The following is a 22023-nucleotide window of genomic DNA, read 5'->3' as shown; positions in this document are numbered from 1 at the left end:
GACGCACGGCCCACGTCGGCGGTGGGCAGGGGTGGACGTCATACGGATGGTGGGTGCGACTCCACGATTCGTATGACGCACGGCCCGTGTCGGCGGTGGGCGGGGGCGGACGTCATACGAATGGTGGGTGCGACTCCACGGTCCGTATGACGCACGGCCCACGTTGCGGGCGAGCCCCAGCGCTCAGGCGGCCCGGCGGTCGGACGCCGCACCCTTGCGCTCGGCCGGGTCACCCGGGCCGCCCGGGCGCAGGGCCGCCAGCCGCCAGGTGGTGGTGACCGCGGCGGCGGTCAGGGCGACCAGGAGCAGGTTGCGCAGCGCGAGGACCGCGGTGATCACCGGCGTGCCCGCCGTGTGGTCGATGAGGGTGCCGTAGAACAGCGGGAACACGAGCTGGGTGGCGGCGGTCGCAGCGAGCACGCCGGCCGTCCACAGGCGCCGGCGGGCCCACCGGTCACCGGCACGCTCGCCGAGCACCATCGTCGCGGCCGTCACCGGCAGCAGCCACAGCAGGTACTGCGGGCTGAGGACCTTGCTGGTCACCACCAGGAGCAGGACCGCCGAGGTCGCGAGCCAGCCGTAGAGCTGCGGCGGGGCGGTGTCGCGGCAGCGGAGCACCCGCCAGGCCAGCACGGCGCCGAGGACGACCGCAGCGAGGAGCGCAGCGCTGCACGCTGCCTCGGCGAGCCCGACACCGGGCCCGGAGATCTCGTAGGCGTTGTAGGGCGACTTGGTCACCACGTGGTCACCCGGGTGCACGGACCACGTCAGCACCACGGGCGTGGCGGCGACCGACTCGACCTGCAGCCCGCGGTCCGACTGCCAGGTCAGCGGCGACAGGAGCCGCGCCCAGCCGCCGACCCACAGGGAGGCGAGGGCGGCCGCACCCGAGACGACCACGACCGTCGCCAGCGCCGCGAGACGGGAGCGCGCCGCCAGGACGACGGCCGGGACGACGGCCGCCGGCCACAGCTTCAGCGCCGCGGCGACGGCCACGACGGCGGCGGCCAGCCGCGGGCGCGTCGCGGCGGCCAGCACGGCGTACCCCGCCAGCACCCCGGGCACCAGGTCGAACCGGCCGTAGGTCGTGGCCCCGAGCAGCGGGACACCCCACAGCCACATCAGCCGGCCGTGGCTGCCCGGGCGGGACGCCGACCACAGCACCGCCCCGAACGCGGCGTCGAGCGCCAGCAGCGAGACGACCACCAGCACGCTGAAGCCCGCAGCCGGGAGCGACGCGGTGAGCGCCCAGGGGACGGCCAGCAGGACCACCGCGGGCAGGGGGTACTCCTCGAGGGCCAGCCACCACGGTCCCTCGGCCTCCGAGAGCGAGCTCCGGTAGTAGAGGAGGTCGTCGGCCGACCACGGGTCGAGCCCGACCAGCAGGACGAGGACCGCCCCGCGGGTGAGGACCCACGCGAGCCAGGTCGCACCCGGTGACCCGACCCGCCCGGTCAGCCCCGTCAGCCACGGGGCTCGAGCGGACGTCGGGGCGCTGCTCGACGCCGTGGTGGGCTCGGCGCTCACGCGGGGTCCGAGGGTCGCGCCGGCGAGCACGTGCGGGGGAGCGACCTCATGGGCCAGGAACCTACCGCTGGGCCGCGCGCGTGCACGCTGCGCGGGCTCGTCCGGTGTGGGCCGGTCTGGTGTGGGCCGGTCTGGTCTCATGGGTGCCGTGGACCTCACCACGGCCCTGCGCCGTCTGCCCCCCGACCCGCGCGTCGTCGTGAGCGGCAACCACGCGACGCCGTGGCACACGCTCGGCCTCGTCGACGCCGCCCTCGACTCCTACGCGCTGTGGGCGCTCAACGGCCAGCGCGGGCTGCCCGACCGGGAGGGGGTGGTGCTCGAGACGTCGTTCGTCGGCCCGGGCATGCGGCGCCACCCGCGGCTGCGCTACGTGCCGTCGCGGCTCTCGTTGGTGCCGCTGCTGCTCGGCACGTCGCAGGCGCCCGACCTCGTCGTGCTGCACACCACCCGCCCGAGGAACGGGAAGGTGTCGCTCGGCATCGAGGTCAACGTCCTGCCCGCGGCCGTCGAGGCCGCCCGCCGGCGGGGCGGGGTCGTGGTCGCGCAGGTCAACGACCGGCTGCCCTGGACCTTCGGTGACGCCGAGCTCGACCTCGACCTCGTCGACGTCCTGGTGGAGGCCGACGAGGTGCTGCCGCTGGCCGGGCACGCCCCGATCGACGAGGACGCCGCGCGCATCGGGGAGGCGGTGGCGGCGCGGGTCGCCGACGGCGCGACGCTGCAGGCCGGCATCGGCGCGGTGCCCGACGCCACCATGCACGGCCTGGTCGCCCGCCGCGGCCTGCACGTGTGGACCGAGATGTTCTCCGACTCGGTGCTCGCGCTGGAGAAGGCGGGGGCGCTGGACACCTCGACGCCGATCATCGCCTCGTTCCTGTTCGGCTCCGAGGAGCTGCTGGAGTGGGTCGACGGCAACGAGCGGGTGCGGATGGTGCGCACCGAGGTGGCCAACGACCCCGCACGGATCGCCGCCAACCCCGCGATGACCAGCGTCAACACCGCGCTGCAGGTCGACCTGTTCGGGCAGGCCAACGCCTCGCGGATCGACGCGCGCATCCACTCCGGCTTCGGCGGGCAGACCGACTTCATCGTCGGCGCGCTGCACAGCCCCGGGGGCCAGGCCTTCATCGCGCTGCGTTCCTGGCACCCGCGCGCCGACGTCTCGACGATCGTCCCGCTGGTCGACGAGCCGGTGACGTCGTTCCAGATGAGCGCGGTGGTCACCGAGCAGGGCGTCGCGGAGATGTTCGGCCGCGACCAGGGGGCCCAGGCCCTCGGCCTGATCGAGCACGCCGCCCACCCCGCCGTGCGCGAGGAGCTGCGCGAGGAGGCCACCGCCCTCGGCCTCCTGCCGCCTCCCTGACCACCAGGCGGGGGCCCGGAACGCGCCGGTCAGCGCCTGGCGAGGGTCTCGGCGAGCTCGACCAGCGAGCCGGCGGTGACGTCGGCGGGGGCGAAGTGGTCGGGGTAGGCGGCGCCGGCGCGGCCCAGCCACCCCGTCTGCAGGCCGGCGCTGCGGGCGCCCTCGACGTCCCAGGGGTGCACGGCCACCAGCATCGCGGCCTCCGCGGAGACCGAGCCGCGGCGCACGGCGAAGGCGTAGGCGCGGGGGTCGGGCTTCCAGGCGCCGGCCTCGGCCACGGAGAGGTGGTCGGCGACGACGTCGGCGGCCGCCGTGCCGTCGAGCAGCGCCCGGGCCACCTCGGCGGAGCCGTTGCTCAGCGTGACGACGCGGCAGCCGGCCTCGGCGAGGGCGAGCAGGCCGGGGACGACGTCGGGGTGGGGCTCGAGCGCGGCGAACCCGTCCACCACCCGCTGCGCCCCGGCCGCCGGGTCGTCGGCGCCGTGGGCCTGCAGGCGGGCCCGCAGCGACGCCGCGGCGACCTCGGCGAACGACGGGTTGGCGCCCAGCAGCGTGAGGGCGAACGCGTCGCGCAGCACCCCGGCGAACCACCCCGGCACGTCGCGGGGGTCGAGGCCCACCTCGCGGAAGGGCGCCTCCAGGCCGGAGAGGTCGGCGAGGGTCTCGTTGACGTCGAGGACGACGAGCTCGGGTCGGGGCGTGCGGTCGAGTGGGGTGGCCATGCCCCGACAGTGGTCGACGCCCGGGCGGCACACAAGCCGACGCCTGCGGCTACTCGCAGGCGCTGCGGTCGCCGTCGGCGTCGAGCCGGTGGGGGTCCGGCCCGGTGACGCGCACCGGCCCGTCGACGTCGGCGCAGTCGAGGTCGGACGCCGAGCGCGCGACGCAGGGCGAGTAGCCCGGGGTGCACCCGGCCGCGGCGGGGGCGAAGCCCCGCACCGGAGCCGCCGGGGCCACCGGAGCCGCCGGGGCCACCGGCGGCGGGCACCCGACCGGCCGGGAGCCGCGGTCGGCCGCGACGTAGCGCCGTTCGCGCGGGTGGGGGTCGTAGCCGTCGCGGGAGTCGTAGCGGGCGACGGCGAGACCGGCGGAGACCAGGCGCAGGCCGACGTCCACCCGGTCGGGGACCAGGTCGACGTAGCGCAGCAGCCGCCCGTAGCGGTCGCGGTCGTCGACCGGCGCGCCCAGCTCGACCCGCTCGCCGAGCGCGAGTGCCGCCAGCCGCGCCGAGGCCTGCTGGTAGCCGCAGTCGCCGATCTCGGGGGTGTCGACGCCGACGAGGCGGACCGTGTCGCCGCTGCCGAGCTCGAGGGTGTCGCCGTCGACCACGCGGGTCACGACGTACGACCGGGGCGGGCGCACCTCCTCGATCGTCGTGACGGCCCGACCGCCACGCGCCCGGCCGGCCCGGGGTGCGTCGGGCCCCGCGTCGGCGCGGTCGGCGGCGGACGTCCCGCCCCGGCGCTGCCGGTCCTGGCGCTGGTCGTCGGCGGGGTCGACTGGCAGCGAGCAGCCGGCGAGGGCCAGCACCAGCCCGGCCACCGCGGCGACGCGAGTCGTGGAGGTCATCCGCCCAGCCTGGGTCTCGCGACGTCTCCGCGCGGCCGAACCCGGCAGGACCACCCGGACGGACGTCGGTGACGGCCCGGGCGGGGGTGTCGCGCGTCATCGCCCCGCAACGTGCGCGGACCACGTCCGCAACACCCGCGACCTAGCCTCGCCGCACCCCACCCACCGCGCCGCACCTCCAAGGCTGGTCACCATGTCGGAACGCCTCACCTCCTCGCCCGCCGCCGCGGCGCCGTCGTCCGCGTCGTCGTCCGCGTCGTCGTCCCCCGGCGGGTCGCCGCCACCCGGGAGCGCCGACCAGGAGTACCTCGCGAAGCGGAGCCTGCGCTCGGGCTCGGCCGGCTGGGTGCTGCTGGCCGGGCTGGGGGTCAGCTACGTCGTCTCCGGCGACTACTCGGGGTGGAACTTCGGCCTCGAGCAGGGCGGCTTCGGGGGCCTGCTCATCGCCACCGTGCTGATCGCCGCGATGTACCTCGCGCTCGTGCTCGGCATGGCCGAGCTGTCCTCGGCGCTGCCCGCGGCCGGCGGCGGCTACACCTTCGCCCGACGCGCGCTCGGCCCGTGGGGCGGCTTCGCCACCGGGACCGCGATCCTCATCGAGTACGCCGTCGCGCCCGCCGCGATCGCCACCTTCATCGGGGCCTACGTCGAGTCGCTCGGCCTGTTCGGCATCACCGACGGCTGGTGGGTCTACCTCGCGGCGTACGCCGTGTTCATCGGCATCCACCTCGCCGGCGTCGGCGAGGCGCTCAAGGTGATGTTCGCGATCACCGCCGTCGCGGTGGTGGGGCTGGTGGTCTTCGCGGTGGCCGCCGTGCCGCTGTTCGACCTCGACAACCTCACCGACATCGCCCCCACCGACGCCGTCGGGGCCTCGCCGTTCCTGCCGTACGGCGTGCTCGGCATCTGGGCGGCGGTGCCCTACGCGATCTGGTTCTTCCTGGCGATCGAGGGCGTCCCGCTGGCCGCCGAGGAGGCCGCCGAGCCCGAGCGCAACGTGCCGCGCGGGATCATCGCCGCGATGGGCGTCCTGCTCGTCGCCGCCGCGACCGTGCTGGTGCTGGTCACCGGCGCGGGCGGCGCGGAGGCGATGCAGGACTCGGGCAACCCGCTCGTGGAGGCCCTCGGCTCGGGCGCCGCGGCCACAGCGGTCAACTACATCGGGCTGGCGGGGCTGGTGGCCAGCTTCTTCTCGATCATCTACGCCTACTCCCGCCAGCTGTTCGCGCTGTCGCGCGCCGGCTACCTGCCGCGGGTCCTCTCGATCACCAGCAGCCGCGGGGCGCCGTTCCTGGCGCTGGTCGTGCCGGGCGTCATCGGCTTCGCGCTGACCTTCACCGGCCAGGGGGCCGTGCTGCTCAACATGGCGGTGTTCGGCGCCGCCCTCTCCTACGTGCTGATGATGGCCAGCCACGTCGTGCTGCGCCGCCGCGAGCCCGACATGCCGCGGCCCTACCGCACCCCCGGCGGTGCGGTCACGACCGGCTTCGCGCTGGTGGTCGCCGCGCTCGCGGTGGTGGCGACCTTCCTGGTCGACACGGTGGCCGCGCTGGCCTGCCTCGGCGTCTTCGTGGCCTTCATGGCGTACTTCGGCCTGTACAGCCGTCACCACCTGGTGGCAGGCTCGCCCGACGAGGAGTTCGCAGCGCTGGCGGAGGCGGAGGAGTCGGTGCGGTGACCGGGACGACGGGTCGGCGCTACACCCAGGCCCTCGGCGGCACGACGTACGAGTTCGACGGCCTGGTCGACCTGCTGGCACGGGCCACCCCGGTGCGCTCGGGCGACCAGCTGGCGGGGTGCGCCGCGGAGTCCGACGAGCAGCGGGCCGCGGCCGCCTGGGCGCTGGCCGACGTCGCGCTCGACACCTTCCTCACCGACGCCGTCGTGCCGTACGAGACCGACGAGGTGACGCGGCTGGTGATGGACGGCCACGACCGCGCGGCGTACGCCCCGGTCGCCCACCTCACCGTCGGCGGCCTGCGCGACTGGCTGCTGCAGACCTGCGCGCGTCCGGACGCCGCCGACGTGCTGGCCGCGCTGGCGCCCGGCCTGACGCCGGAGATGGTGGCCGCGGTCAGCAAGATCATGCGCAACCAGGACCTGATCGCGGTCGGCCGGGCCGTGCGGGTGACCTCGGCGTTCCGCACGACCATCGGCCTGCCTGGGCGGCTGGCGACCCGGCTGCAGCCCAACCACCCCACCGACGACCCCCGCGGCATCGCGGCCGCCACCCTCGACGGGCTGCTGCTCGGCTGCGGCGACGCGGTGATCGGCATCAACCCCGCCACCGACTCCCCGGAGGCCACCGCCACCCTCCTGCACCTGCTCGACGACATCCGGCAGCGCTACGAGATCCCGACCCAGTCGTGCGTGCTCTCCCACGTCACCACCACCATCGAGCTGGTCGAGCGGGGGGCGCCGGTCGACCTGGTGTTCCAGTCGGTGGCCGGCACCCAGGGCGGGAACGCCGGCTTCGGCGTCACCCTCGACCTGCTGCGCGAGGGCAACGAGGCCGGCCGCTCGCTGGGCCGCGGCACGGTCGGCGACAACGTGATGTACCTCGAGACCGGGCAGGGCTCGGCGCTCAGCGCCGGCGCCCACCTCGGCGTCGGCGGCCGTCCCGTCGACCAGCAGACCCTGGAGGCCCGGGCCTACGCCGTGTGCCGGGAGCTCGACCCGCTGCTGGTCAACACCGTCGTCGGGTTCATCGGGCCCGAGTACCTCTACGACGGCAAGCAGATCGTGCGGGCCGGCCTGGAGGATCACTTCTGCGGCAAGCTGCTCGGCCTGCCGATGGGCGTCGACGTCTGCTACACCAACCACGCCGAGGCCGACCAGGACGACATGGACACGTTGCTCACGCTGCTCGGCACCGCGGGGGCGTCGTTCGTCATCGCCGTGCCGGGAGCCGACGACGTGATGCTGGGCTACCAGAGCCTGTCGTTCCACGACGTGCTCTACCTGCGGCAGGTGCAGGGCCTGCGCCCGGCGCCGGAGTTCGAGGCGTGGCTCGACGGCCTCGGCATGCTGGGCGACGCCGGCCGCATCCTGCCGACCGACCTCGACGCCTCCCCGCTGCGGGAGCTGACGGCACGGTGAGCGCCGACGACCCGCCGACGACGGCGCCCCGGCCCGACGTGTGGGCGGCCCTGCGCGCGACGACGCAGGCGCGCATCGGCCTGGGCCGCGCGGGTGACGCCCTGCCCACCCGACGGGTCCTGGAGCACCAGGCCGCGCACGCCGCCGCCCGCGACGCCGTGCACGAGCCGCTCGACGTGGACGCCCTGGCCACCGCGGTGTCCTCGCTCGGACTGGGCGAGCCGCTGCGGGTGACCAGCCGGGCCACCTCGCGCGCGGAGTACCTGCGCCGCCCCGACCTGGGGCGCCTGCCGGCCGACCTCGCGGGGCTGCCCCGCACCGACGCCCGCGTCGGGGTCGTCCTGGCCGACGGGCTCTCGCCGCGGGCCCTGCTCGAGCACGGCCCGGGGCTGCTGGCGGCGATCGCCGCCGCGCTGGGCGCGGGCGGCGGCGGCGACCCCGGCGAGACGCTCGCCCCGCCGGTGCTCGCCACGCAGGCGCGGGTGGCGCTGGCCGACCACGTGGGCCTGGCGATGGGGGTGCAGACGCTGCTCGTGGTCATCGGGGAGCGGCCGGGCCTCTCGGTGGCCGACAGCCTGGGGGTCTACCTCACCCACGACCCGCGGCCAGGCCGCAGCGACGCCGAGCGCAACTGCGTGTCCAACGTGCACCCGCCCGACGGCCTGGGCTACCAGCGCGCCGCGGCCGTGGTCGCCGGGCTCGTGCGCGGGGCCCGCGAGCTGGGCGCGTCCGGCGTACGGCTGAAGGACTCCTCGCTGGCCGCCGGGCTGGACGACCCCGGGCGGAGCGACCCCGGGGACGCGGTGGCTCAGGTCCAGTAGAGCAGCGGGCTGCCGGGCAGGCGGGCGGCGAGGGTCTCGGTGAACCAGGTGCGCAGCTCGGCCATGACCGGGGCGGGGTAGACGTACTTGGTGCTGCCGAACTTGGTGCGCTTCTGGCTGCGCAGGTCCTCGTCCATCTCGAGCTGGGTGCGGGGATACCAGCCGAGCAGCACGTCCTTGCTCACCGGGGTGAAGCGGTGGGTGATCGCCTCCACGGTGAGGTCGGGGTCGGGCACGTCGGCGAGCGCCTCGACCACGCCGTCGAGCAGGCGGCCGTAGGACTCGCGCCAGCCGTCGACCGGCATGATCGGGGCGATGGTCAGCCCGACGGGGTAGCCGGCCAGCGCCATCCGGCGCATCGCGGCGAGCCGCGCCGGGGTGCGGGCGGTGCCCCCCTCGAGGCGCCCCGCGACCTCCTCGGCGTTGACCGACACCCGCATGCGGGTGCGGCCGCCGTGGGGAAGGTCGAGCAAGGAGCCGACGTCGTCGAACTTGGTGGTGAAGCGCAGCGCTGCGTCGCCGTACCCGCCGGTGCCGACGCGCTCGATCGCCGTGGCCAGGGAGCCGGTGAGGTGCTCCAGCGCCAGCGGGTCGGTGTAGCAGCTCAGCTCGAAGGTGGTGCCCTCGTGGCCGCGCTCGGCGGTGCCGGAGGTGACCGAGCCGCTCCCCACGTGGGTGCCGATGCCGGCCAGGACGTCGTCGAGGTTGGCGTACACGCGGGTGACCGGAGGGCCCTGCAGCGAGCCGGCCAGGTAGCAGTACTGGCAGTGCGCCGGGCACCCCTTGGCCAGGTCGATGCGCCAGTCGGCGCTCGGCGGGATCGGCTGCGGCTTGATCGCGCTCGGCGGGGCGACGACCACGGCCAGCGTGTTCTTCGCGCGCGCGTAGACCTCGCGCTCCGAGCCCTCGCCCAGGCCCACGAGCCGGTTGGCCGGCAGCACGCGCACGTCGTCGACCCCCGCGGCCTCGAGGCGGCGCAGGATCTCGGCGGTGTGCGGCAGCTCGGCCGCCGCAGCGGTGACCTGCACGTGGCGGGGCGTCCAGGAACGGGTGGCGGTCGTCGGCGTCATCACCAGGTGGAACACCGCCCGCGGCCCTGCACTTCCCCTCCCGCCGGTCCGCTGCGGGTGGCCGCCCGAGGGGGTGGTGCCCGGTGCGGCGCCGCTTCCTACGGTCGGGGGCATGAGCATCAGCAAGGGTGACAAGGTCAGCTGGAACACGCCGCAGGGCCAGACCACGGGCAAGGCCGTCGAGAAGAAGACCAAGGAGTTCCACCACGACGGGCAGAAGTTCAAGGCCAGCTCCGACGACCCCTACTGGATCGCGGAGTCGGAGAAGTCGGGCAAGACCGCCGCCCACAAGGAGTCGTCGCTCGGCGACGGCTGACCCCTGCACGTCGAGAGGTGCGAAGGTTTCGGGACCCGCTGGCGTCGAGGGGTCTCGCTGCGCTCGCTGGCGCTCGCCACTCGACCGACGAAGGGCGAGCTCGCCTCGGTGGTCGAGTACTGAGGAGCCCGTCGAGCAGCTCGTCTTCAGAAACCACTCCTGCACGAGGTGATCAGAGCCCCAGCGACGAGGTGTATCGAGACCCCGCAACCGGGCTGATTGACCGGTGGAGAACCACTGCACTCGAACGCGTGTTCGAGTAGAATGAGGGCATGCCCAGCGCCCTCTGCCACCGCCGCCAGGACGCGTCGACCGACGCGCTCCTGACCGAGGTGTGCGCGCACCGGGCAGCGGCAGATGTCGCTGAGGTGGCGCAGCTGGTGGCCACAGTCAGGTGGGCGGCTGCGAACGAGCTGGAGCCGTACGACGACGTCCTCGAGGACGCAGCGACCGTTCCCGGCACCGACCGTCAGCTGGCGGTCGCGGGCGATGGTGCCCCGCTGGTGTCTGAGTTCGCGGTGGTGGAGCTGGCTGCTGCGCTGGGGATGAGCAGCGACGCCGGGATGCGGTACGTCGGTCACGCCCTCGAGATCGCGCACCGTCTGCCGCGGCTGTGGTCGCGGGTGACCGCCGGTGACGTGCAGGTGTGGCGGGCGCGTCGGGTGGCCGAGGAGACCCTGGCGCTGAGTCCGGATGCGGCGGCGTTCGTGGACCGTCACGTGGCGCCGGTGGCCTCCAAGATCGGCTTCCGTGCGCTCGATCGGCTGGTCGACGAGGCCATCGTCCGTCACGACCCGGCACTGGCTCGGGTGCGGGCGGCGAAAGCCGCCGACGACCGGTGTTTCGACATCGACACCTCCCAGGTGTCGGTGTTCGGCACCATGCACGTGCAGGGCGACCTCGACCTCGCCGACGCCCTCGACGTGGACGCCGCGGTCGCGCACTGCGCCGCTCAGCTGGCCGAGCTGGGATGCACCGAGTCGCTGGACGCCCGCCGCGCGATGGCCGTGGGTGAGATCGCTCGTGCCCAGACCGCCCTCGACCTGACCCGCGACGACACCGAGGCCGAGCCGATACCGCAGCGACGACGTCCCGCCCGCCAAGTCGTGCTCCACGTCCACCTCAGTGACGCCGCCCTCCACGACGACTCCGACCTGCACCTCGCGCGAGTGGAGAAGACCCGCTCGTTCGTGACCGCCGACCAGGTCAAGAGCTGGTGCGCCAGCAGCGGCACCGCGGTCACGGTGCGCCCGGTGCTGGACCTCGCGGAGCAAATCTCGACTGACGCCTACGAGGTCCCCGACAGGTTGCGCGAGCAGGTGGTGCAGCGTGACGGCACCTGCCGCTTTCCGCACTGCACCCGCCCGGCCAGGTCGGCCGACGTCGACCACACCCGCCCGTACCGAGCGCTCGCCGACGACGGCCCACCCGGCCAGACGACGACAGCCAACCTCGCCTGTCTCTGCAGACGCCACCACCGGGCCAAGACCCATGACGGCTGGAACTGCACCCGCACCGCCGCAGCTACGTACGAGTGGGTCAGTCCCCACGGGCACCGCTACGCCGTCGACCCGACCGGCACCACCCACCTCACCTGAGCGTCGTCAGCCGCCGACGAGGCCCGCGATCCGGTCGGCCACGTCGGCGAGGCCGTGCGCGAGCGCGGTCGGGCCGACCACCACCTCGGTGACCGCCCAGCCCGGCACGTCGGCTCGGCGCCACACGCCGCACGGCTGCACCTGCTCGGCCTCGGTAGTCGCGACCAGGCGGCGGTTGACCTCGTCGGCGTCGGCCTCGGCGTGCAGGAGGAACGTGTCGGTGTGCGGCGGGTCGGGCTGGACCCGCAGGCCACGGGCGGTGAGGTCGGCCGCCAACGTGCGGGCCCCGTCCACCCGCTCGCCCATCCGCGGCAGCTGGTCGCGCAGGCCGGCCAGCGCCGAGACGGCGTACGGCGTGAGGTGGTAGAGCGTGCCGCCCATGCGCCGGCGCCAGCGCCGCGACTCCTCCACGAGGTGCTCGGGGCCGGCCAGCACCGCGCCGGACAGGCCACCGAGGCCCTTGTAGAACGAGACGTAGACCGAGTCGACCAGCGCCACGATCTCGGCCAGGGGGCGGTTGTAGTAGGGCTGCGACTCCCACAGCCGGGCACCGTCGGCGTGCAGCGGCACCCCCAGCTCGCGGGCGGCCTCCGACAGGGCGACCAGCTCCTCCCACGACGGCAGCAGGCAGCCGGCCTCGCGCAGCGGCAGCTCCACCAACGCGGCGCCCAGCCCCGGCGACGACCCGCGCAGGTGGTCGGCGGTGGCGGTCACCCGGCCGGTGGTCAGGTGCTCGACCTCGAAGCCGTGGAGCAGGCGCGGTCCGTCGTCCTCGTGACGCACCAGGTGGCTCAGGTCGGGCAGGGCCACCCGGCGCGACCCACTGCGCTCGCACCACACCCGCAGCGCGGCCTGCTGGGCCATCACCCCGGTCGGGAAGAACGCGGCCGCCGGGGTGCCGAGGTGCGCGGCCACCTCGGTCTCCAGCCGGGCCACCGGGCCGTGCTCGCCGTAGACGTCCCACGTGTCGACATCGAGCTCCTCGGCCTGTCGGGCCACCAGCGCCAGCGCCTCGGCGGGCGTGCGGCGCTCGGGACCGAGCAGGGCCGTGCTGTGGCGGGCGGCGGCGCGCAGCCGCGCAGCGAGGTCGTCGTCCATGACCCCAGCCAAGCAGGCGCCCGACCAGGGTGGCCGGTCAGCCGGCGCGGCGGGGGAGGGTGAGCGTGAAGGTGGAGCCCTCGCCGGGGCGGCTGTCGACCTCGATGCGGCCGTCATGGGCGACGACGATGCGCTGCACCACGCCGAGGCCGAGGCCGATGCCCGGCACGCACCGCTCGCGGGCCTGCGGGGCGCGGAAGAACGGCTCGAACAGCCGGGCGACGTGGGCGGGCGGGATGCCGATGCCGGTGTCGCTCACCGCGATGCGCACCTCGCCGCCGTCCTGGCTCTCGAGGACCACGGTGACGCGTCCGCCGCGGTCGGTGTACTTCACGGCGTTCGACAGCAGGTTGTCCACGACCTGGCGCAGACGGACGGGGTCGACCTCGGCGCGCACGGGTCCCGGGGTGCGGGTGACGAGCTCGACCCCCGCTCCACGCGCGTGGGGCCCGGCGGCCTCCACGCACTCGTGCAGGAGTGCTGCGAGGTCGGTGTCGCTGGGGGTGATGGTGACCGCGACCCCGCGGCGCTGCAGCGCCTTCTCGATCAGGTCGGCGACGAGCAGCCGCAGGCGGGCGCCGTTGCGGTGCATGACCTCGAGGTGGCGCACGTGCTCCTCCGGCAGCCCGGGGGTGGCGAGCAGCAGCTCGGTGTGCAGCAGGATCGAGGTCAGCGGCGTGCGCAGCTCGTGGGACACGGTGGCCAGCAGGTCGTCGCGCGACTCCACCGCCCGCATCAGGTCGGTGATGTCGCTGTAGGCCAGCGCAGCGCCGACGACGGCACCCGACGGCCCGCGCACGCTGCGCCCCGACACCGACAGCGCGCGCCGGGTCAGCGGCTCGGCGCCCACCCAGATGCGCTGGTCGTCGAACTCCTCGCCCCGCATCGACCGCGACGACGGCATCTGCTCGTGGGTCAGCAGCCGGCTGCCGTCGGCGGCGTACACCTCGCCGAGCTGGCCGGCCTGGTCCTGGTGACCGTCGGGGAAGGCCAGCGCCATGAAGTCGGCGTGGCGGCGGTTGACCTGCTCGTAGTGGCCCTGCTCGTCGATGAGCACCAGGCCCACGTCGACGGTGTCGAGGATGGCCTGCGCCGTGCGGCGCTGGTGGTCGATCACCTCCACCGCGCGACGCAGCCGCTCCTGGTCGAGGCGCTGGGCGGTCACGTCGAGGACCTGGCTGATGAAGTGCAGCGGGGTGCCGTCGTCGGCGCGCAGCAGCGCCACCGACAGGTCGCCCCACACCACCGACCCGTCGGCGTGCAGGTAGCGCTTCGTGATGCGGTACGTCGCGCGCAGGCCGGCGAGCGTCTCGGCGAGCAGCGCGGCGTCCTCCGCGAGGTCGTCAGGGTGGGTGAGCTCCTCGTAGGTGAGCCCGCGCAGCTCGTCCTCGGTGCGCCCGAGCATCGCGCACAGCGCCCGGTTCGCCATCCGCACGGTGCCGTCGGGCCCGACCAGGCTCATCCCCACCGGGGAGTGCTCCGCGGTGAGCTGCCAGAGGGGCTCGGCACCCTGCTGCGTGTCCATCGTCGGCGTCCTTGCTCACGGGGCTCATGGGGCTCGCGGAGGTCGCGGACCCCCACGATGGCACGCTGCGGCGGTGTCGTCAGGGCAACGGCGAAGGATTGGTGTGCGGAGCGCCCGGCTACCCTCGCCGCAGCGCCGCGACCGGCCGGCCGGCCACGGCCCGGAGCCGCCGTCGCGGCCGACCCCGAGGAGCCCCATGGACATGCAGATGGACAGCCGCGTGCCCGACTGGCTCACCCCTGTCGCCTGGACCTACCTGGTGCTGTCGCTCGCCGCCACCGCCTACCTGGCCGTCGCGGTCCTGCGCGACCACCGGGCCGGTATCGGCGCCCGCACCGGGGTCGCGAGCGACCTGGCGTGGGTGTCCTCCGGGCTCTACCTCGGGCCCCTCGCCGTGCTCCTGCACCGTCGCCACGGACGCACGGGCCGCGCGGACGGTCGGGACCGGTCCGCCGCGGTGGCCGGTCTGCCCGGCGGCGGGGCGTCGGCCGTCGCCCACCTGGTCGGCGTGCCGCTCGTCGTCGCCTCGGGCCTCACCATCGCCGGCATCGACCTGTGGGTGATGATCATCGTGATCGGCCTGATCGCGATCGCGTTGCTGTTCGCCTACGAGCGGGCCGCGGCCCGCGAGGCCGATCGCCCGATGTCGGTGTCCACCGCGGCCGTGGCCGCGGTGCTGACCGTGCTGGCCTTCGACGTCGGCATGGGCGGGTGGATGCTGCTCCTGCACTACAACGCGTTCATGCCGCCGGCCACCGACGGCACGTTCTGGTTCCTCATGCAGCTCGGCGTCGTCCTGGGCCTGGTCACCGGCTACCCCGCCGTGCGGTGGCTGACCGAGCGCCGACGCACGGTCGCCCCGGCCTGACGCCGGCCCCGTCCGTGCGGCGGGGGTGACGCGGCGGGTCAGCCGGCACGGCGCCGGAGCGCCTCGCCGTCGACCACGACGACGCTGCGCTGGCGCAGCTCGATCACGCCGCGCGACGCGAGGGCGCCGAGCGCCTTGTTGACGGTCTCGCGCGCCGAGCCCACCAGCTGGGCGAGCTCCTCCTGGGTCAGCCGGTGGTCGACCACCACGCGGCCGTCGTCCTGGGCGACGCCGAGCTGGTCGGCCAGCTGCATCAGCACCCGGGCCACCCGGCTCGGGACGTCGGCGAAGACCAGGTCGGCGACGGTGTCGTTGGAGGCCCGCAGCCGGCGGGCGAGGTCGCGCAGCAGCACGGCGGCCAGGGCGGGACGCCGCTCCAGCTCGCTCTCGAACGCCTCCAGCGAGAGGCGCAGCAGCGTGGTCGGTACGACCGCGGTGACCGTGGCGCCGCGCGGGCGCCCGTCGAGCAGCGCCATCTCGCCCAGGATGTCGCCGGGACCGGCCAGCGCCAGGATGGTGGGCCGGTCGTCGCGGTTGGCCCGGGCCACCTTGAGCGCGCCCTGCTGGACGAGGAACAGCGCCCGGTCCTCGTCGCCCTGGCGGAACAGGTCCTGGCCGCGCTGCACCCGCACCGGGGTCATCACCGCCACCAGCTCGTCGAGCGCGTGCGCGCCGTCGGGGGCGGCGGCCTGGGTCTCGTCGGACGTCATGGGGCCTCCAGGGCAGGGGTGGGGCAGCGAGGTCGGGCAGCGAGGGTGGGGCAGCGAGGGTGGGGCACGAGGGGGACGGGTCTCCATGATCGGGCACGGCAGGCCCTGCGGGCACGTCGCCGCCGGATGAGGTTCGCCACGTGGGGCCGTGGTCGGCGCCGACGCCTACGGTGGGACGACGGTCCCGGGCACGCCGGGGCGGGTGCAGCGAGGGGAGCAGGCACGTGGAGCAGCAGCCGGGGGCCGCGGCGGACCGCGACCGCAACGCCCGGGGGCGTGCCGAGCAGGCCCGGCCCCGCGACCGTCTCGGGCGCCCGCTGCCCTACGGCTCACCCGGCGTCGAGCCGGTCTCCGAGGAGCCTCTGCCGCCGGCCGAGACGCTCGCCTACGCGCGGGCGCTGCTAGACGAGGGGCGGCCGTTCGCCGCCCACGAGGCGCTCGAGGTGCGGTGGAAGTCGTGCCCGGAGCAGGAGCGCGAGCTCTGGCAGGGGCTGGCCCAGCTGTGCGTCGGCCTCACGCACGGCGAACGCGGCAACACCGTGGGCGCCGCCCGGCTCGTCGAGCGCGCCGCCGGCCACCTCGCGGCCCACGCGGCCGCGGGCGGCCCGACGTACGGCCTCGACCTCGACGCGCTGGTCGGCTGCGCGCGCGAGCGGGTCCGCGGCACCGCCGACTAGGCGCTGCTCAGGGCGTCGGGTCGTCGGCCGGCCCGGTGCGGTTGGTGGGGCAGTCGGTGTTGGTGCAGACCCGCAGGTCGACGGTGCCGTCGGGATGGCGCTCGGCCCGCCGGGCGGTGTCGTCGCGGGCCTGCAGCCTGACCTCGGAGCCGCAGGCGCGGCACGGCTTGGTGTCGACGTACACGGTGGGTGTCCTCTCCTCGACGTGGGCGACACGGTAGGCGCTCGCGCCCGAGGGGCGGACGCCGGTGGCGGGGGAGGAGGGCCCTGGGGGCGCCACCCCCCTCGACAGGAGGGGGACGGCGACCCGCGGCCGCCGAGCGGCCAGGAGGCACGGCCGCGCTTTGCTCCCCCCCGGAAGCAAAGACCGACCTGTCCTGGGAGGTGTTCGTCGCCGCGCCCGTGCGGGACGGGTCGTCCGGGGAGTGATGTGCGTCACTCTGCGGCGTGGCGCCGGCCTCGCCGCAGGGGTGTGGTGGGCGCGCTCGGTCGCGGCGAGGCTGGGCCGGTCGGCACCACGCCGACGCGCCGCCCTCGCGGCGCCCCCGACCGGGAGGCACCACGATGAGCAACACCACCAGGCGGCGCGTCGCCGTCGTCACCGGAGGCACCGGAGGCATCGGCCGCGCGACGGTGCGCGAGCTGGCCGCTGCGGGGTACGACGTGGCCGTGCTCGCCCGCGGCGCCGCCGGCCTGGCCGCGACCACCCGCGAGGTGGAGGCCGCCGGGCAGCGCTGCCTGCCGCTGGAGGTCGACGTCGCCGACGGCCCCGGCATGGACATCGCCGCCGACCGGGTCGAGGAGGAGCTCGGCGCGATCGACGTGTGGGTCAACAGCGCGTTCGTCGGCGCCCTGTCGTACTTCTGGGACACCACGCCGGAGGAGTTCCGCCGGCTCACCGACGTGACCTACTTCGGCCAGGTGCACGGCATGCGCGCCGCGCTGCGGCACATGCGCCCGCGAGACCGCGGGTCGATCGTGAACGTGTCGTCGGCGATGGCCCACCGCTCGATCCCGCTGCAGTCGGCGTACTGCGGTGCCAAGCACGCCATCAAGGGCACCACCGAGTCGGTGCGCACCGAGCTGCTGGCCACCGGCAGCAAGGTCACCGTCGGGCTGGTGACCCTGCCCGGCGTGAACACCCCGCAGTTCAACTGGAACCTGAACAAGATGCCCGGCCACCCCATGCCGGTGCCGCCGCTGCTCGAGCCCGAGGTGGCCGCTCGCGCGATCCGCCACGCCGCCGAGCACCCGCGGCGCAACACCTGGGTCGGTGTCGCCACCGTCTACACCGTGCTGGGCAACCGGGTGGCGCCGGCGTTCATGGACCGCTACCTGGCGCGCACCGGCGTCGACGCGCAGCAGACCGACCAGGACGCGCCCCACTGGGGCTCCAACCTGTTCGAGCCCCGCGACGCCGAGGAGGACCGCGGTGCCCGCGGCGCGTTCTCCGACCAGTCGGGCCAGCGCGACCCGGTGTCGTTCGTCGGGCGCCACCGCCGCTCCGGCACGGCGCTGCTGGCGCTCACCGCGGCCGGCGGGCTGCTGCGCGCCGTGCGCCGCTGACGGCCGCCGGGTCAGGCGGGTCGGTCGCCCTCGGGCCAGCCGAGCATCGCGCTGATCTGGTGGCCGAGCTGGCGGGCCTCGAACGGCTTCGGGATGACGCCCTGCACGGGGTGGCCGTCCCAGGGCTGGCTGGGGCCGACCTGTGCCTTGGCGGTGAGCAGGATGACGGGGATGTCGCGGGTGGCGTCGTCGGCCTTGAGGTGGGCGACCGCGGTGAGCCCGTCCATGCCCGGCATCATCATGTCCATCAGGATCACGTCGGGCTGGTGCTCGCGGGCCATCGTCAGGGCTGCGGCCCCGCCGTCGGCGGTGACCACGGTCCAGCCGGAGATGAGCTCGAGGGCCAGCTGGGTCACCTCGCGGATCGACTCGTCGTCGTCGGTGACCAGGACGGTGGGGACGGGCACAACGACCTCCGAGATGGGTGAGACATCACCCTACTGGTGCGCCGCCTCCACGACGCGCGGGCCGTGGAACGTGCCGGCGTAGTAGGTCTGCCGGTCGATCTCCTCGATGGTCACCTCGGCGAGGCGACCGAGCAGGCGCCCGGCGTTGCCGCCGAGGCGGCGCTCGTCGTTGAAGGCGCACATGTCCCACGCGGCGACCGCGCGCTCGGCGACCATCAGGTCGGCCATCCTCGTGATCATCGCGTGGAAGACACGGGCACTGCGGTGGGTGGCGTGCACCAGGGTGAAGCCGAGGTAGTAGATCGCCCCGCGGGCGTGGTGCTCGGGGTAGCGGTGGGCGAAGTACGCCGGGCTGATCCACGGCACCGTCTCGAGGTCGTCGGTCAGCGTGGCCAGGCCCACGGCGCGGCCGTGCTCGTCCCACGCGACGTACTTCTGCACCCGCTCGTCGACCATCTCGGCCATGAACTCCTCCTCGTGCAGCACCTGGCGGGCGGCCGCCCGCGTCTCCAGGTCGCTGAACGTCTCGCGGTAGAGGTCGTGGTAGTGGCGCGCGGTGGCCTCGTCGACTGCGGTCTCCACCGTGACGGTGATGCCGGCCGTCGTGACGGGTGCGGGCAGCGGGCGGGCACCCGGGGTCGTGGACGCCGGCGCCTCGACCGGCTGGACCGGCTCGGGCGCCTCGAGCCGCGCCGGGGCGGCGGACGCGCCCGGGTCGTACCACGGCGAGACCCGGAAGGCGGCGACCACGACGGCGCAGACGGGCTGGTCGACGCAGTGGGCGGAGGACACCGCCATGCTGGTGGGCCCGTAGCGGCCGGGCCGGGTGGCCCGCATGTCGTCGAGGCTGGCCTCGATCTGGGTGAGCACCGACTCCTCGGTCGGGCCGTGGTGCTCGACGAAGAGCCCGGCACCGGTCTCGTCGGCGCACCAGCCGACCCCGGCCCAGCCCGACTCGCCGGGCTGCTCGACGCTCGCCTGGGCCTGCACGCAGAACAGCACGTCGCCGTGGCCGCCGGTGAGCACCGAGTCGACCACCCGCACCCGGCTGCGGGGCGGGATGACCGAGGAGAGGGTCACCAGGTTGAAGTCGGCCACCCCGGCGCCCTGCAGCGCGCTGTCGTAGGCCGAGAGCGCCGTGCGTCCCGTGCCCGACCCCGTGCGAACGGTGATGTCGAGGGCCTCCCCGTCGCCGGTGCCCCCGGCCCGGCTGGTGTGTCCGTGCGCGCGCGTCGACGCCTGCTGCATGTGTGCCCCCGTGTGCCCTCTGCTGTCCGGGCCGCGACACGACCCGGGCCGCGCCCGACCCGGCGGCGCGTGGCGACCGACGCCCTCCCGGAGCCGGACCCCGAGCCGAGCAGGGTGTCGTGCAGCGACGCCAGTATCCCCTGCCGCCACGACGGCGCTACCACAGGCCACGCCGACGCGTGGCCGATGTCACCGATCCGCCGGTGTCACCGTGGTCACGGCGCGAGCGGTCGCCCGACGTCCGTACGTCGGGGAGCCGCGGGCAGGGTGAAGAACACCGACGTGCCGACGCCGAGCTCGCTCTCGGCCCAGATGCGCCCGCCGTGGCGGGTGACGATGCTGCGGCTGATCGTGAGACCGAGGCCGGTGCCGCCCTTCTCCCGGGTGTCGGAGGAGTCGACCTGCTCGAAGCGCTCGAAGACCGACTCGAGCTTCTCGACCGGGATGCCGCGGCCGCGGTCGCGCACCTCGAAGAGGACCTGGCCGCCCCGCGGGCGCGACTCCAGCACCACCACCGACCCGGGCTCGGAGAACTTGCAGGCGTTGCCGAGGAGGTTCGTGAGCGTCTGCAGCACCTGGTCGTGGTCGGCCAGCACCGGCCCGTCGCTGGCGCCGACCTGCACGGTGACCCCCACCGAGCCCGCCATGCCCTCCATCTGCCGCGCCGCGGTCTCGAGCAGCTCCCGCGACTCGACGACGGCGAGGTCGACCGGCTGCTCGCCGGACTCCATGCGCTCGATGTCGAGCAGGTCGTTGATCAGGCGGGTGAGCCGCTCGCTGCTCTCCAGGGCCACCGCCACCATGCGGGTGGCGCCGGGCGACAGGCTGCCCAGGTGGCCGTCGGCCACCATCTCGAGCGAGGCCCTGATCGAGGTGAGCGGTGTGCGCAGCTCGTGGCTGACGATCGAGAGGAACTCGTCCTTGAGCCGGTCGACCTCGCGGCGCTGGGTGACGTCGCGGAACACCACCACCCCGCCCACCACCCGGTCGTCGTCGAGCAGCGGGGCCGCGGTGCTCTCCACCGGGAAGGTCGTGCCGTCGGCGCGGCGGTAGGTCCCGTCGCCCGCGGTGATCCGCCCGGTGGCCATCGCGCGGTTGACCGGGGCGTCGATCCAGCGCAGCGGCTCGTCGGCGTCGACGGACACCCCCACCACCTCGTGGGCGGGGCGGCCGACGAGGTCGTCGGGGGCGTGGCCGAGCAGGTCGCCGGCCGAGCGGTTGACCACCGTGACGCGCCCGTCGCGGTCGACGCCGTAGATGCCGTCGCCGACGGAGTCGAGGAGGAGCTCGTTCTGGCGGGCGAGCTGGCGCAGCCCGGCGGTCTGCTCGGCCACCCGCCGCTCCAGCCCGCGCCGCAGCGCGGCGTTGTCGGCGGTGAGCAGCACCTGCCGGGCGCCGGCGGCCACGACCAGCACGACCCAGGCCACGGCCTGCGCCCCGGCGGGACCGCCCGGCTCGCCTTCCGCGATCTGCACGATCGCCGCCACCAGCAGCACCCCGAAGACGATCATCGTGCCGACGGAGTCGGACAGCCCGGTGTCGGGGGCGTCCTCGGGCGGGCCGCCGGTGAGCGGCACCCACGCCGCGAGGCCGAAGGTGAGGTAGCCCGCGATCCAGCCCAGGTCGAGCAGCGTGCCGAACTCGAACGTGCCCTGCGCGGCACGCACGGCGAAGGTGAGGTCGCCGACGGCGTACAGCAGGAAGCCCGTGGCGGCGAGGCCGAAGGTGAGCCGCTGGGCCGGGGTGGCCCGCAGGATGAGCAGCACCGCGACGGTGCCGAGCACGACGTCGAGCACCGGGAAGACCAGCGCGGAGAGCTGCGCGGCGGCGCCCGTGCGCTGCGACGACTCCAGCAGCTCGGGGAAGACCAGCAGCGACAGGATGACCAGCAGCGCGCCGCCCGCGACCAGCCCGTCGAGGAACATCACGCTCAGCTCGGCGCCGCGCCGCCGCGAGCGCGGGAAGGCCAGCAACCCGGCCGTGGCCAGCACCAGCGCGGCCGCGATGGTGCCGTCGCCGACCAGGCTGGGGGAGTCGACCGGGTCGGCGCCGGTGAGGCCGACCCACGCGTTGCCGAGCACGGCGACCACGCCGGCCACCGCGAGCAGCAGCCAGGGGAGCCGGTCGTCGGTCGTGCGGCGCACGCGCAGCAGCGCGCTGACGGTGCCGAGGACGCCGGCGACCAGCAGCCCGGTCGGGGTGACCACCGCGCGGAGGTCGGCCGGGACCACCGGCAGGAGCAGCAGCGCGGTGACGGCGGCGAGGACGCCCGCGACGAGCCGGGCCACCTCGAAGCGGCGCCGCTCCGTCGTCAGCGTGGCGCGTCCGGACGGGTCGGAGTCGCCGGTGCGCTCGGGATGTCCGGGCGCCGTGCTGACGCCCGAGTCCATGCCGGGCACGCTACCAAAGGGGCCTCGGGCGCACCGGCCACTCGGGGGACCGGGTCACCCCGCCCCGACGACGTGGTGGCACCCGCGCCGCGTCCGCGGCTCGGCGGCCGACCGGCGGCGGACCGGCGTCCTCAGGTGGTGCTCAGCGGTCGAGGTTAGGGTCGCCTC

Annotated in this window: 20 protein-coding genes; 9 read left to right on the top strand and 11 right to left on the bottom strand. The window is 75.0% G+C overall.

The window, feature by feature from the left end; all coding sequences use genetic code 11:
- Positions 1 to 183: 183 nt before the first annotated feature.
- Entirely contained in the window at positions 184 to 1527 is a 1344-nt protein-coding gene (locus AC4OR8_RS01585; protein ID WP_492163816.1) for a glycosyltransferase 87 family protein, read from the bottom strand.
- A gap of 139 nt (positions 1528 to 1666) precedes the next feature.
- Between AC4OR8_RS01585 and AC4OR8_RS01580 the strand changes: the two genes are divergently transcribed.
- Positions 1667 to 2893 (top strand): acetyl-CoA hydrolase/transferase C-terminal domain-containing protein, encoded by a 1227-nt coding sequence (locus tag AC4OR8_RS01580; protein WP_492163815.1) that lies wholly within the window; start codon positions 1667 to 1669, stop codon positions 2891 to 2893.
- Positions 2894 to 2922: 29 nt separating this feature from the next.
- Here the strand turns inward: AC4OR8_RS01580 and AC4OR8_RS01575 are convergent, their stop codons facing one another.
- Both AC4OR8_RS01575 and AC4OR8_RS01570 read right to left on the bottom strand, forming a co-directional pair.
- Entirely contained in the window at positions 2923 to 3615 is a 693-nt protein-coding gene (locus tag AC4OR8_RS01575) for a haloacid dehalogenase type II (protein ID WP_492163814.1), read from the bottom strand.
- Positions 3616 to 3664: 49 nt separating this feature from the next.
- Positions 3665 to 4462: a thermonuclease family protein gene (locus tag AC4OR8_RS01570; protein WP_492163813.1), complete on the bottom strand. Its 798-nt coding sequence runs from the start codon at positions 4460 to 4462 to the stop codon at positions 3665 to 3667.
- Positions 4463 to 4655: 193 nt separating this feature from the next.
- Here AC4OR8_RS01570 and eat point away from each other — a divergent pair, with 193 nt between their 5' ends.
- Genes eat through eutC form a run of 3 tightly spaced genes read left to right on the top strand, consistent with a single transcriptional unit; the run spans position 4656 to position 8382 of the window.
- Positions 4656 to 6140, top strand: coding sequence for an ethanolamine permease (gene eat / locus AC4OR8_RS01565; RefSeq protein WP_492163812.1), 1485 nt, complete (start codon positions 4656 to 4658; stop codon positions 6138 to 6140).
- Complete coding sequence (locus AC4OR8_RS01560; RefSeq protein WP_492163811.1) at positions 6137 to 7561, top strand: ethanolamine ammonia-lyase subunit EutB; 1425 nt, start codon at positions 6137 to 6139, stop codon at positions 7559 to 7561. The genes eat and AC4OR8_RS01560 overlap by 4 nt, the downstream gene beginning before the upstream one ends.
- Entirely contained in the window at positions 7558 to 8382 is an 825-nt protein-coding gene (gene eutC / locus AC4OR8_RS01555) for an ethanolamine ammonia-lyase subunit EutC (RefSeq protein WP_492163810.1), read from the top strand. The genes AC4OR8_RS01560 and eutC overlap by 4 nt, the downstream gene beginning before the upstream one ends.
- On the opposite strand, the gene AC4OR8_RS01550 is transcribed toward eutC, so the two are convergent.
- Positions 8370 to 9452 (bottom strand): spore photoproduct lyase family protein, encoded by a 1083-nt coding sequence (locus AC4OR8_RS01550; RefSeq protein WP_492163809.1) that lies wholly within the window; start codon positions 9450 to 9452, stop codon positions 8370 to 8372. The genes eutC and AC4OR8_RS01550 overlap by 13 nt on opposite strands.
- Before the next feature lie 112 nt (positions 9453 to 9564).
- Between AC4OR8_RS01550 and AC4OR8_RS01545 the strand changes: the two genes are divergently transcribed.
- Together AC4OR8_RS01545 and AC4OR8_RS01540 are read left to right on the top strand one after the other, a co-directional pair.
- On the top strand, positions 9565 to 9768 hold the full coding sequence (locus AC4OR8_RS01545) for a hypervirulence associated TUDOR domain-containing protein (RefSeq protein WP_492163808.1): 204 nt from the start codon (positions 9565 to 9567) through the stop codon (positions 9766 to 9768).
- Positions 9769 to 10040: 272 nt separating this feature from the next.
- Positions 10041 to 11366: an HNH endonuclease signature motif containing protein gene (locus tag AC4OR8_RS01540; protein WP_492163807.1), complete on the top strand. Its 1326-nt coding sequence runs from the start codon at positions 10041 to 10043 to the stop codon at positions 11364 to 11366.
- A 6-nt stretch (positions 11367 to 11372) separates the two neighbouring features.
- Here the strand turns inward: AC4OR8_RS01540 and AC4OR8_RS01535 are convergent, their stop codons facing one another.
- Both AC4OR8_RS01535 and AC4OR8_RS01530 read right to left on the bottom strand, forming a co-directional pair.
- Positions 11373 to 12464 carry a threonine aldolase family protein gene (locus AC4OR8_RS01535; protein WP_492163806.1) on the bottom strand — a complete coding sequence of 364 codons (1092 nt, stop codon included), beginning with the start codon at positions 12462 to 12464 and terminating at the stop codon, positions 11373 to 11375.
- 37 nt (positions 12465 to 12501) lie between these two features.
- Positions 12502 to 13989, bottom strand: a complete 1488-nt coding sequence (locus tag AC4OR8_RS01530) for a sensor histidine kinase (protein WP_492163805.1) — start codon at positions 13987 to 13989, stop codon at positions 12502 to 12504.
- 196 nt (positions 13990 to 14185) lie between these two features.
- Here AC4OR8_RS01530 and AC4OR8_RS01525 point away from each other — a divergent pair, with 196 nt between their 5' ends.
- Positions 14186 to 14857 (top strand): DUF4396 domain-containing protein, encoded by a 672-nt coding sequence (locus tag AC4OR8_RS01525; protein ID WP_492163804.1) that lies wholly within the window; start codon positions 14186 to 14188, stop codon positions 14855 to 14857.
- A gap of 38 nt (positions 14858 to 14895) precedes the next feature.
- Here AC4OR8_RS01525 and AC4OR8_RS01520 read toward each other — a convergent pair whose 3' ends face one another.
- Positions 14896 to 15567: a Crp/Fnr family transcriptional regulator gene (locus tag AC4OR8_RS01520; RefSeq protein WP_492163803.1), complete on the bottom strand. Its 672-nt coding sequence runs from the start codon at positions 15565 to 15567 to the stop codon at positions 14896 to 14898.
- A 224-nt stretch (positions 15568 to 15791) separates the two neighbouring features.
- Between AC4OR8_RS01520 and AC4OR8_RS01515 the strand changes: the two genes are divergently transcribed.
- Complete coding sequence (locus AC4OR8_RS01515) at positions 15792 to 16244, top strand: DUF309 domain-containing protein (protein WP_492163802.1); 453 nt, start codon at positions 15792 to 15794, stop codon at positions 16242 to 16244.
- A gap of 7 nt (positions 16245 to 16251) precedes the next feature.
- Here the strand turns inward: AC4OR8_RS01515 and AC4OR8_RS01510 are convergent, their stop codons facing one another.
- Positions 16252 to 16428, bottom strand: coding sequence for a hypothetical protein (locus AC4OR8_RS01510; protein ID WP_492163801.1), 177 nt, complete (start codon positions 16426 to 16428; stop codon positions 16252 to 16254).
- Positions 16429 to 16808: 380 nt separating this feature from the next.
- Here AC4OR8_RS01510 and AC4OR8_RS01505 point away from each other — a divergent pair, with 380 nt between their 5' ends.
- Positions 16809 to 17810 (top strand): SDR family oxidoreductase, encoded by a 1002-nt coding sequence (locus AC4OR8_RS01505; RefSeq protein ID WP_492163800.1) that lies wholly within the window; start codon positions 16809 to 16811, stop codon positions 17808 to 17810.
- A gap of 11 nt (positions 17811 to 17821) precedes the next feature.
- Here the strand turns inward: AC4OR8_RS01505 and AC4OR8_RS01500 are convergent, their stop codons facing one another.
- From AC4OR8_RS01500 to AC4OR8_RS01490, 3 genes are all read right to left on the bottom strand, one after another.
- On the bottom strand, positions 17822 to 18217 hold the full coding sequence (locus tag AC4OR8_RS01500; protein WP_492163799.1) for a response regulator: 396 nt from the start codon (positions 18215 to 18217) through the stop codon (positions 17822 to 17824).
- 30 nt (positions 18218 to 18247) lie between these two features.
- Entirely contained in the window at positions 18248 to 19465 is a 1218-nt protein-coding gene (locus tag AC4OR8_RS01495; protein WP_492163798.1) for a pyruvoyl-dependent arginine decarboxylase, read from the bottom strand.
- Positions 19466 to 19680: 215 nt separating this feature from the next.
- The gene (locus AC4OR8_RS01490) at positions 19681 to 21855 is read right to left on the bottom strand and encodes an ATP-binding protein (protein WP_492163797.1); all 2175 of its coding nucleotides are present in this window, start codon (positions 21853 to 21855) and stop codon (positions 19681 to 19683) included.
- Between the last annotated feature and the right edge of the window lie 168 nt (positions 21856 to 22023).

It is taken from the genome of Nocardioides sp. FY1077, assembly GCF_058681775.1.
The sequence above is the reverse complement of the archived record's forward strand: the minus strand, read 5'-3'. Positions and strand labels throughout refer to the sequence as shown.